We start from the raw sequence: 8,842 nt of genomic DNA, 5'->3' as shown, positions 1-8,842 counted from the left end.
TAATTTTGTTAGGTTTCATTCTCGGTTTGGTTGTCCGCCTGGTGATGTGACTGAGTGGCTTCAAGAGGTGATGCCCCAGTTATCCTGACAGTATCTTATAGTCGTAACAAACCCTGAGATATCGGCAATAACTGATTCCCTAAAGACAAAGCTAGTAGCAGAAAAACTTGGAACACTTCCCCTTGGAGTAATCCTAAATAGGGTCACTAACGAAAAAACTGAGCTATCAAGAGAAGAGATAGAAGCAATCCTAGAAGTGCCAGTAATAGGCATTGTGCCAGAGGACCCCGAAGTAAAAAGAGCATCAGCTTATGGAGTACCACTTGTAATAAAGAATCCCACAAGTCCCGCTGCAATAGCGTATAAGCAGATAGCCGCAAAGCTCGCGGGGATTAAGTGGACACCTCCTGAACCAGAGAGTCCAGTTAAGAGAATCTTTAAAGCATTGTTTGGAGGAGGGAAGAGATGATGAATCCTCTGTGGATTATAGTTCTAGTCTCATTAGTTCTGAATATAGTGTTCATAATGCTGTACGTTTCAGCAAGGAGAACCCCCTACTATATAGTGTATGACGAGGAAACAAAGAGCCAACTTAAGAGGCGTGTTCTTCACCTCAAAGAAGACTTAGAATCAGAACTCGAAGAGTTTGACGTCACTGAATGGGAGAGACAACTAGAGAAGTCTCTAGAAGAGGAAATAAAGGGGCTTCAATAGGTTTGAACCTCAACTTTTGTTTTATATTCTTTATTAATAGGAGCTTGTATTGAGTAGAGCGCATCCCTAATATCTTTGGCAAATTTCTTCAAGGGCTCGGGTATAACACCTTCTCCATATTCAACATACTTTAGGACTTCTTCTAATGAAGCCTCTAATAGTCGTCCATCGAAGGCATATACCTTTTCCCCATCTATAATAACAATGGCATCTTGATATCCTAATCTCACCACCATTTTTCTCACCATTATTTACTATAATTTATAGGCCGTATTTAAGAATTTCGACCCTTTTTTATTCTATATTTTTTCTTCTTCTCTTTTTTATTTCCTTTATATAGGGATATCTCATGATATGACCACATTCTAAGCATTTAACAACTACATGAGGCATTCTTTTTTGCCTAAGCCTAACTCTGGCATTAACTCCTGGAACAAGGAATGCATGGCACTTTTTGCAGTACCTTCTTTTCCACTTCCTAGGAATTCTAACCGTAGCTTTTTGTTGAACTAGTAGGGCCAACTCAACATATCTCTTTGCTAATTCAGGAGAGTAAGGAAAAACTCTCTCAGCTAAGCTAAATAATATATTAATTCTTTCTTTGGCAATTTTCCTTTTTTCTTTTTTCTCATTGTATTTAGCCACTCTTCACCACCTTGTAAAACCCAGAAACCGGCTCATATATATAGCCATTAGCAACTAGTTTTTCTATGCTCTCCTTAGCTTTGGTTTCCGTGAAACCCAACCTTAAGAGAGTTTTCATTATCTCCTCCCTACTAATTAACCCATCAACGGAAGTGGAAGATAGGTCAAGTATAACTTGGAGAGCTTTTGGTAACACCCTATCCTCTCCTAAATATGTTTTCTTGTATTCATCTAGAAGAGTCATTATTTCATCTTTTGGAACTTCATTAATCCAAGTATCTAAGATTTCCTGCTCTATGTTAAGAACTAAGTTCATATGCCTCTTTTCTATCTTTCCAATTAATCTCGATATAGAACCAAGCACATTTAAAGATAACAAGTACCTCCTGTTTAGGTTGAAGAGACTATCTTTAACAAGAAGAGCATCTATAATTTCCCCGTATTCATTCCTATTTTTCCAAAGCCAGTATTCAAAAAGCTCCCTAAATATTTTAATTTCCTCCGAGAAGGGATTCAACGTTGGAAGGGTAGTCCTCCTCCAAAACACTGTTGCAAGAATGTTCGGAAGATAGTCTCTTAGTTCAGAGAACTCAAATTCTATTGGTTCGTATAAAATAAAAGGAGTTTCTGAGTACTTTGCATAATAATCCCTTATGTCTGGTTTCGATTTTCTGGGAATAAAATAGACAAATTCTTTCCTTTCAAACTTACCTTTGAGCCAGTTAGGGAGGACATTTCTAATATTTTTGGGAGCATAGTACCTTATGTCAGTATTATTTGGATTAAAAACTTTAAGATCAATATCTAAAAATTCATCTGTAAACATCCATTTGTCTTCTCTTTCAACTCGCAGCTCTCTTGGGAGTAACTCGGTGAACCCCTTAAAAAACTCAAAGAGGGACCTTACAATTCTCTCATTGTTTTTCATAACAAATAAGTTATACCCCTCCCTCCAATTTAGCGGATTTTTCATTATATATGGAGCACCAAAGAGAGAATACAAAAACGAATCTTGGAGTTCAGCACTTGCATAAAGAGTTGAGCTAATGACTCTCCTAATTTCTTTAGGGGAGATAGAGTACTCCTCCAGAGCCCAATATTTTGAGAAATCTTCAGTAACTATTGAGTCAGCTATTATAACCCTCATATTACCACAAGGATACGGTTCCACACGTCCCTCAACCTTTACATAACCCCCACTATATAGTCTTCCCGTTATCTTAGTCTTTTCTGTAATTCTAACAACGGCGTAGGCTTTAAGCTTAGACTTGCTAATTTCACTGGGCGCTAAAGGAGACAGGATATACTCAACGTATTTAAATGGAACATTACAAGGAGGTTTTCTTAGAATAATGAAGCCTCTTAAGGATACATAATCTTCTCTAATTTCCATCAAAAATCTCTTTATCCTTTTTTCAGGTGTTAATGAAGGGATATAGAGAAAAGGGAAAGTCATAGAACATCATCCTTTTGCCACTCCTATTGGTTTCAATCTTGCCACTAGCTTAGCTATTCCGGCTTCACTTACAACCTCAACTACATTATCTACATTCTTGTAAGCCCCTGGAGCTTCCTCCGCAACCACCCTCATACTTGCTGCCCTAACGTAAATTCCTCTCCTTAGTAACTCTTCCCTTATTCTATCTCCTCTGTATTGTCTAGTTGCTGCAGCTCTACTAAGAACTCTCCCAGCTCCGTGGCACGTGCTTCCAAAAGTCTCAGCCATAGCTCCCTCAGTTCCAGCTAGAACATAGCTTGCAGTTCCCATTGAACCTGGAATTAGAACTGGTTGTCCTACATCTCTATATATCTTTGGAATAGCCTCATGCCCAGGTGGGAAAGCTCTTGTAGCACCTTTCCTGTGGACGATGACCTTGACTTTCTTTCCATCTACCTCATGCTCTTCAACCTTACCTATGTTGTGAGCTACGTCGTACACAACTTCCATTCCTAAGTCTCCCTCTGGATCTTGTCTGAACACTTCCTGGAAGCTCTCTCTAACCCAGTGAGTAATCATCTGCCTGTTAGCCCAAGCAAAGTTTGCAGCAGCTTTCATTGCTGAGAAATATTTTTGTCCTTCCTCGCTTTGGAATGGGACGCTAACCAATTCCCTGTCCGGCCAAGGTATGCCATACTTTCTTATAGCCCTCTCCATTATTCTGAGATAATCACTCGCAACTTGGTGGCCCAACCCTCTTGATCCAGTGTGAACCATCACAACAACTTGTCCTTCAAATAATCCATAGGCTTTTGCTATTTCTTCATCAAATATCTTATCTACAACTTGAACTTCGAGGAAGTGATTTCCAGAACCTAAAGATCCCAACTGAGGAGCTCCTCTCTGCTTAGCCTTCTGACTTACTGCATCTGGATTAGCTCCTTCCATTCTACCTCCTTCTTCTAACCTCTCAAGGTCCTTTTCCCATCCATAGCCATTATCAACGGCCCACTTTGCTCCATCAACCAAGACATCATCAATCTGAGTCCAGTGAAGCCTGACCTTTCCTTGGCTACCTACACCGGAGGGAACATTCTTGAAGAGTGTATCAACGAGTTGCTTAATTTTTGGCCTAACTTCCTTTTCGGTGAGGTTGGTTCTGATAAGCCTGACGCCACAGTTGTGAACGACGAGGCCATTGGCTATGAAGTTGTGGGCCTCGTGGTAGACGCCGACGTCGTAGAATTTAGTGTAGCTTGGCTTAACCCTTTCGACTTTAACGACCCTCTCTGCAACAAAGCCGCCTTCGTAGCCCCTCTCTTTGGCGAACTCCTCAAAGGTCGGGAAGTTCTTTGGAACCCGTGGCTCTCTGTAACCTTCGTAGATGTTCCTCTCAACGAAGCGCCTGTTTACAACGTCTCTAACTGCTTCATGAGCCTTCTTCACGCTCCCAGTTCTCTTGTACACTTCCATTGCCTTCTCTATAGCCTTTCTGCGTTCCTCCTTAACGCGCTCCTTGAGCTTGAGGTAGGCGGCCGCAATTAAGCCCTTGACCTTTTTCTCAAGATCGTACTCGTAGTTTATTCTCTCAACAAAGGTCTTAATGCTCTCCTCACCCACTATCGAGAGTCTGTAAGTTACCCCTTTCCTTGATTTAACTTCGTAAATGGTCGTCCTTATGCCGAACTCCGCCAGGAGCTTTGCAACGTCTCCGAGGAACTCGATGAGGCTTTCAGAAAGTTCCTCATCCTTTGATTGGGTGAGGTTTATCGGGAGCGGGGTGTTGCCCTTGAACTCCACTATACTTCCATCAGCTGCGAAGAGTCCAGCTAAGAAGTTTCTCTTGATCCAGAGGGGGGCCTCCATTATCCACTTGGGAACGCGGTAGGCTTTTTCAGTCTTCTTGCCCCTCGGCATTCCAAGCTTTTCGAGGAGTAGTGCGAAGCTTCTCGACACAACCCGGAGTTCCGCAGAGACGCTCTTACCCTTATAGCGTCCGTTGGTGGTCTCGATGCTGTAGTCCCGCTCGCGAACGTAGAGATTCGCGCTTATTCCAAGCCTCTCAAGGTCTTTTTTGAGTTCCTTAAGCGTCTCCTCCTTCCCGTAGAAGGAGAGGGTCAGCCTCCCGGCCATCTCGCCCAGGTGTCCATCCCCAAAAGCAAAGCCAAGAATCCTAGCTATCGTTCCAATCTTTGGATCATCCCAGCGAAGCGGAATCAGATTTTTCTCGCGGAGGAACTTCAGAACCTGGGGATCTTCGCCTTCGAATGCTTTCTCATCGAGAATAACGCCCTTTCTTTCCTCGTATTCCACGCCCTCGAAGGGGTAAACTATCACCAGGTCACCTTCCTTGATATTCCCAAGGTAAACGTATCCCTGAGGCGTCAGAACTGGATGATCCTCACTGCCCTCTATGACCTTCCCGCTCTCGGTTGTTATCCTCACGGCCATTTCGTTCTCTTCAACCTCTCTCTCGGCCACGAAGGCTATCTCCGAGGCGTCGTTGTGTCCCTCGTCGAGGTTGTAGACCTTGACTCCTTGGAGCTTGAACTTCTCAGGCAGTTCCTCAACTTTAACCCAATAACCATGCTCCGTTAGAACTCTTGAGCCAGGAGCAAGGCAGTTAATGTCGTATCCTATTCCACCAGGACTTATTACTCCCTCTTTAATATCGAAGGCTGCTACACCGCCAATTGGGAATCCATAACCCTGGTGACCATCAGGCATTACAATTGAGTACTTATATATCCCAGGAAGCATTGCAACGTTTGCGGCCTGCTCCAATGTCCTGTCTTGCCTCATCTTTTCAATTAATACATCATCTGCATAGACTCTACCAGGAACTCTCATTCTCTTATCGAACTTTGGAATTTCCCATCTAATTTTGTCAATTCTCTTTAGGGGTATTGCCATGACCCCCACCCTTAGAATAATCACAAAAGTTACTTAAAAGGTCAGCGGTTTGATGTTATTTAAAGTCACCAAAATTTTATAAACCAAAGTTACTTAAAAAGGAACTGGATTGCTTCAAGAGATGATGCTCCAATTATGTTCCTACTAGGCTTTTATCTATAAGTTGTTTGTATGAGAAATTTACAACAATTTTAGCAAAAAAGGAGGGTGAGGAATGATGGTTAGGGTAGCAATTGTAGGCCAAGGGTATGTTGCAAGTATTTTTGTAGTTGGGCTGGAAAGAATTAAGGAGGGAGATCTTGGATACTATGGCATTCCACTTGCAAACGAGTTACCAATAAAGGTTGAAGACATAAAGATAGTGGCTTCTTATGATGTCGACAAAACAAAAATTGGCCTACCGTTGTCAGAGATCGTCCAAAGATACTGGAAAGGACACATTCCAGAAAGCCTACAAGAAGTATTCGTAAGGAAAGGAATCCACCTCAGGAGCTTAAGGAATCTTCCAATAGAGGCCACTGGACTCGAAGATGAAATGACATTAAAAGAGGCAATAGAGAGACTCGTTGAAGAATGGAAAGAAAAGAAAGTGGATGTGATTATAAACGTCCCAACTACAGAAGCCTTCATACCGTTTGGAAAGTTAGAGGAACTTGAGAAGGCAATAAAAGAGAACAACAAGGATAGGCTAACCGCTACACAAGCCTATGCATATGCAGCTGCCCAATATGCAAAGGAAGTTGGAGGAGCAGCGTTCGTAAACGCAATACCAACCTTAATAGCTAATGACCCAGCATTCATTGAGCTAGCAAAGGAAAGCAACCTAGTAATATTTGGTGACGACGGAGCTACTGGAGCCACGCCACTAACTGCTGATATCCTAAGCCATTTAGCCCAGAGAAATAGATATGTACTCGACATAGCTCAGTTTAACATTGGGGGTAACACAGACTTTCTGGCCTTAACCGACAAAGAGAGAAATAAGAGCAAGGAATACACCAAGTCAAGTGTAGTTAAAGACATTCTGGGCTATGAAGCTCCGCATTTCATCAAGCCAACTGGTTACCTTGAACCTCTAGGAGACAAGAAGTTCATTGCAATGCACATTGAATACATAAGCTTCAACGGAGCTAGAGACGAACTTGTTATTACAGGAAGAATAAACGACAGTCCAGCATTGGCAGGATTGCTCGTCGATTTGGCTAGATTAGGAAAGATTGCAGTTGACAGAAAAGAGTTTGGAACAGTATATCCGGTTAACGCGTTCTACATGAAGAACCCAGGACCAAAAGATGCAAAGAATATCCCAAGAATAATAGCCTACGAGAAGCTCAGGCAGTGGGCTGGACTACCTCCAAGATACCTCTGATCTCTTTTCTTTCATTAAAATTAAATTGGATGATGAACATATTTTTTTCATTCACTTAAATACACGTCAAATTCTAGAAGCTCTAGAAATTTGTAAAAATTAGTTACACTCCTGGGAGGTCGGAGATCTACAAAATGTAAAGCCCAAGTTATATTTTTCTCTAAAAACCTCGCCCTTCAGGGTAGATAAGTCATACTGATTAAAGCGAAAACGAGATAAAATCCAAATGGAAAGATTATAATGCCCGACGAGTACTTGGGTTGCGATGACGTCGGGACCCCCAGGGGGCCGACAGTTCAAATGGCCCCCGAAATCCTTTAATTATGTCTCAACATAGCGAAAATCATGATAGAGCAGGTAATAAAAGATGTGAGAGAATTTGGTGAAAAAGCTGGAATTATAAATAAGAAAGTGCTTGTATTATATTCTGGTGGGATAGACTCAAGTGTTACTCTTTACATCTTAAAAAAGGCTGGGTTTAACGTTTCAGCCCTAACCTTTTTCCACAAGTGGAGCTGGCCAGAAGTTTTGAGATGGGGAATGAAATTTACAAAATCCCTTGATATTGAACATTACTTCGTAGATATTACTGATGCCCTATTAAGAAGGGCCGTAGGGAGAAAAGGGCCAATCTGCATACACTGCAAAAAGGTAATGCTAGAAAATGCCAAATGGTTTGCACTCAACAACGACTTCTTCTACTTAGCAAAGGGAGATAATGCAAATGATAAAATAATTGGAACTCTTTTAGACCAGTGTTCAGGAGATATAAGACTCTGCGAAATTCCAAAAATTGGAATACCTATATTCAGACCGTTAATAAAGTATAAGGCTGATTTTATTCAGAAACTTGCAGATGAAGCTAAGATAAAACCCTACAGAATGTATGAACATGGAAGAAGAAGGCAGTGGCGAGAAGGGTGTCCTCTCCAATACATTGATGAGGATGAAAGGATAACTCCAGAGCTCATGGATTTAGCATTCAAGGTAAATTATGAAGTGAGCAAAATAGCAAGAAAGAGAAAAGTGAGGATTAGTGTAAGAGTTCCCAGCTTTGAAATTATGTGTTGGGAGTGCAATAATGAGGTAATAGAGGAGGTAAGAAAAATCCTTGCTAGTATGGAAACATGACAACTGCAGCAACCGCAGCTGCTGGCTTGTCCTTAACTGTTATCTCAGCAGAAACTACCTTTATCTCTTTGAGTTTCCATCCTCTAATCCTAAAGCCCTCCTCCACCATCTTCTTGACCATTTCTTCAGCCTCTTCCTTCTTGCAGTATCCAGAGTATTCATAGATTAGTCCACCTTCATTTCCTTCACTGATTCCAACACCCAAAGCTGCACTTATTGTTGAACCAGGTTCATCGCTCTCTATATGAGCATAGACTGTTGGGAGCAATATTCCTATAGGAATGTTCTTTGGCAACTCATCTAGCCACTCTATGTGGGCCGGTATAACACTGCTGAGCTTTATAAGGTTTACATTTCCAATTCCCATCTTTAACAGAGCATTATCAAAGGCATTAAGCTTTGTCCCTCCTTCAGCTGCCGCTGCAAGCATTATGGCCTTTTTAGGAGTTATCCAGCTCATTCTCCTCCCTCCTATATTCTCTCATTAAGCGGATACCAAATTTATTATCTTTTAAAGTTTTCGTAAGTGAGAGGGGATACTGTCAGGATAACTGGGGCATCACCTCTTGAAGCCACTCAGTCACATCACCAGGCGGACAACCAAACCGAGAATGAAACCTAACAAAATTATA

At 41.7% G+C, this 8,842-nt stretch carries 8 protein-coding genes and 3 pseudogenes; 5 read left to right on the top strand and 6 right to left on the bottom strand.

The window, feature by feature from the left end:
- From PWP39_RS09110 to PWP39_RS09100, 3 genes and pseudogenes are all read left to right on the top strand, one after another.
- A pseudogene (locus PWP39_RS09110) lies at window positions 1-88 on the top strand (IS6 family transposase); the annotation flags it as partial.
- A 6-nt stretch (window positions 89-94) separates the two neighbouring features.
- Window positions 95-469, top strand: a pseudogene (locus PWP39_RS09105) (nucleotide-binding protein); the annotation flags it as partial.
- Window positions 469-714, top strand: a complete 246-nt coding sequence (locus PWP39_RS09100) for a hypothetical protein (protein ID WP_288073514.1) — start codon at window positions 469-471, stop codon at window positions 712-714. The pseudogene PWP39_RS09105 and the gene PWP39_RS09100, both read left to right, overlap by 1 nt.
- Here PWP39_RS09100 and PWP39_RS09095 read toward each other — a convergent pair.
- The 4 genes from PWP39_RS09095 to PWP39_RS09080 form a co-directional block, all read right to left on the bottom strand.
- Window positions 708-950, bottom strand: coding sequence for a hypothetical protein (locus PWP39_RS09095; protein ID WP_288073512.1), 243 nt, complete (start codon window positions 948-950; stop codon window positions 708-710). The two genes, PWP39_RS09100 and PWP39_RS09095, sit on opposite strands and share 7 nt — an antisense overlap.
- 58 nt (window positions 951-1,008) lie before the next feature.
- Complete coding sequence (locus PWP39_RS09090) at window positions 1,009-1,359, bottom strand: ribonuclease P protein component 4 (RefSeq protein WP_288073511.1); 351 nt, start codon at window positions 1,357-1,359, stop codon at window positions 1,009-1,011.
- On the bottom strand, window positions 1,352-2,752 hold the full coding sequence (locus PWP39_RS09085) for a hypothetical protein (RefSeq protein ID WP_288073509.1): 1,401 nt from the start codon (window positions 2,750-2,752) through the stop codon (window positions 1,352-1,354). Before PWP39_RS09085 ends, PWP39_RS09090 begins: the two co-directional genes overlap by 8 nt.
- 69 nt (window positions 2,753-2,821) lie before the next feature.
- Window positions 2,822-5,710, bottom strand: coding sequence for an intein-containing RtcB family protein (locus tag PWP39_RS09080; protein WP_288073508.1), 2,889 nt, complete (start codon window positions 5,708-5,710; stop codon window positions 2,822-2,824).
- 217 nt (window positions 5,711-5,927) lie between these two features.
- On the opposite strand from PWP39_RS09080, the gene PWP39_RS09075 reads away from it, so the two are divergent.
- Complete coding sequence (locus PWP39_RS09075) at window positions 5,928-7,079, top strand: inositol-3-phosphate synthase (RefSeq protein ID WP_288073513.1); 1,152 nt, start codon at window positions 5,928-5,930, stop codon at window positions 7,077-7,079.
- A gap of 345 nt (window positions 7,080-7,424) precedes the next feature.
- Window positions 7,425-8,210 (top strand): tRNA lysidine(34) synthetase, encoded by a 786-nt coding sequence (locus tag PWP39_RS09070; protein WP_288073507.1) that lies wholly within the window; start codon window positions 7,425-7,427, stop codon window positions 8,208-8,210.
- Here PWP39_RS09070 and PWP39_RS09065 read toward each other — a convergent pair.
- Both PWP39_RS09065 and PWP39_RS09060 read right to left on the bottom strand, forming a co-directional pair.
- Window positions 8,194-8,670, bottom strand: a complete 477-nt coding sequence (locus PWP39_RS09065) for a pyruvoyl-dependent arginine decarboxylase (RefSeq protein ID WP_288073505.1) — start codon at window positions 8,668-8,670, stop codon at window positions 8,194-8,196. The two genes, PWP39_RS09070 and PWP39_RS09065, sit on opposite strands and share 17 nt — an antisense overlap.
- An 82-nt stretch (window positions 8,671-8,752) precedes the next feature.
- Window positions 8,753-8,842: pseudogene (locus tag PWP39_RS09060) on the bottom strand (IS6 family transposase); the annotation flags it as partial.

The sequence above is a fragment of the Pyrococcus sp. genome, assembly GCF_030153625.1.
Taxonomy (GTDB): domain Archaea; phylum Methanobacteriota_B; class Thermococci; order Thermococcales; family Thermococcaceae; genus Pyrococcus; species Pyrococcus furiosus.
This window is presented reverse-complemented; position numbering and strand designations above follow the sequence as displayed.